The organism is Pseudomonas avellanae BPIC 631 (assembly GCF_000444135.1).
Taxonomy (GTDB): Bacteria; Pseudomonadota; Gammaproteobacteria; order Pseudomonadales; family Pseudomonadaceae; genus Aquipseudomonas; species Aquipseudomonas avellanae.
The window spans coordinates 1-1,477 of sequence record NZ_ATDK01000474.1; the positions used below are offsets into that span (position 1 = coordinate 1).

The following is a 1,477-nucleotide window of genomic DNA, read 5'->3' on the forward strand; positions in this document are numbered from 1 at the left end:
TAAGCTATTGATAAGATTTGAATTTTCCGTTAGTTGGTGGCTGATTTTTTCGAAAACAGTACACTAGCGATACGAACTCCACGTTCGTCGGTAATACCTGTGAGTAAACCGCTGTTCAACGCGTCCTCATAATGGTACTGCCGAACAAAAACTTTATCTTTATATGTTTTTTCAAAGTTACTAGCCTGCCGCTCTCATATGTAAAAAGCATAGAGAACTTACCTGCAGTAACGTTAACAGGTTGATGGCTTGAGTCTTCAACAATATCCAGAGTGACTCCAGCCGAGTTACTTACCCTGACAATGAATTTTGAATCTTGAAAAAATCTTACAAGTGTATAAATTATATTTTCATGTTTCTTAACATACATGAGCAGACCGTCAACAGCATAGTGATAGACGATATTTGAGGAAGAAGTATAACTCCATCCCCCCTCGACTTTTTCAACCACTCCTTTATCCGCAGAAGAAATATATTTATCACCATGTTTAATAAAAATACTTTGTCGACCATCCTCAGAAACAACCACAACAGCACCCACAGCAAAATACAAGCTTGACGAATAGCTGTGTGACCAGCCCCCATCTACACTGTTATAGTAGTGCTTAAATAATATAGGATTTACCCCTCCTGAATCGTAGTTCGTCTCTTCATGGAATTTATTTCCGTTAGACGAATTTATGGGATTTCCTACAAAGGCCGATGGAGCATTACAGGCAATGGGGTCTTCAGAGGCTCCTTTTTGCCTAAAACTGCTGCATTCACCTGTATGAAAATCAGGAGCTTCACCATCCTTACAACTGAGGGTTCTGCGCCTCATTTCCCCGGCAAACGATTCCTCTTGAGCACACCTGTAATAATCAGGTGTATCAAAATAGTTTTTCGCCGGATTATAATAAGGAGCCCACCATTCATAATATTTAGTATGAAAGTAATCGCAGCCTTCTTTTGCAGAAGAAAACAGCGGCTTTGCGAACTGATATGTAAACCAGACATCAAACTCCAACGCATTAACTGGTGACTGTATCAAAAAAGACAATCCGAATAACGTAAGGTATTTTTTTGTACGCTGCAACAACGCACAAGAGAAATCTGTCGACTGGATATTGACGTAAAGCGCGGAAAGATACATATTCAGGTCCGTCTAATGATGTTACTGACTGGCAGGTCGTCTGCCTACTCAATCCCATTTTCAGTCGCCATAAGTATATAGCACAACATGCACAGACTCTACAAATTTGCTCGGCAAAAGACGGACCGCTCCTTGAAAGAGACTTCGACCTTGATCGAAACACACGTAGGGGATCGCTCCATCGTAGGCAAGGCAGTACACTTTCCGGCTGATTTTACCTCCCCGGCCTCTAGTGTAGTGTCTCAAAAATAAATGCTCTGTAAAATCGTCTATGCTTGCTTGTTGATTACACCGTTGGAGGCGAAGAAATGAGCGCCCAAGATATCGTCCTGAGTCCTGAAGAAA

1 protein-coding gene is annotated in these 1,477 nt (G+C 41.4%); it reads right to left on the minus strand.

What is annotated here, in order from left to right; translation table 11 throughout:
* Nucleotides 1-115 precede the first annotated feature (115 nt).
* Nucleotides 116-1,132: a DUF6531 domain-containing protein gene (locus DW49_RS1000000132555; protein WP_005617610.1), complete on the minus strand. Its 1,017-nt coding sequence runs from the start codon at nt 1,130-1,132 to the stop codon at nt 116-118.
* Nucleotides 1,133-1,477: the final 345 nt, after the last annotated feature.

Coding starts and splice junctions, on each gene's coding strand:
- DW49_RS1000000132555 (WP_005617610.1), bottom strand. CDS start 1,132: ATGTATCTTTCCGCGCTTTACGTCAATATCCAGTCGACAGATTTCTCT.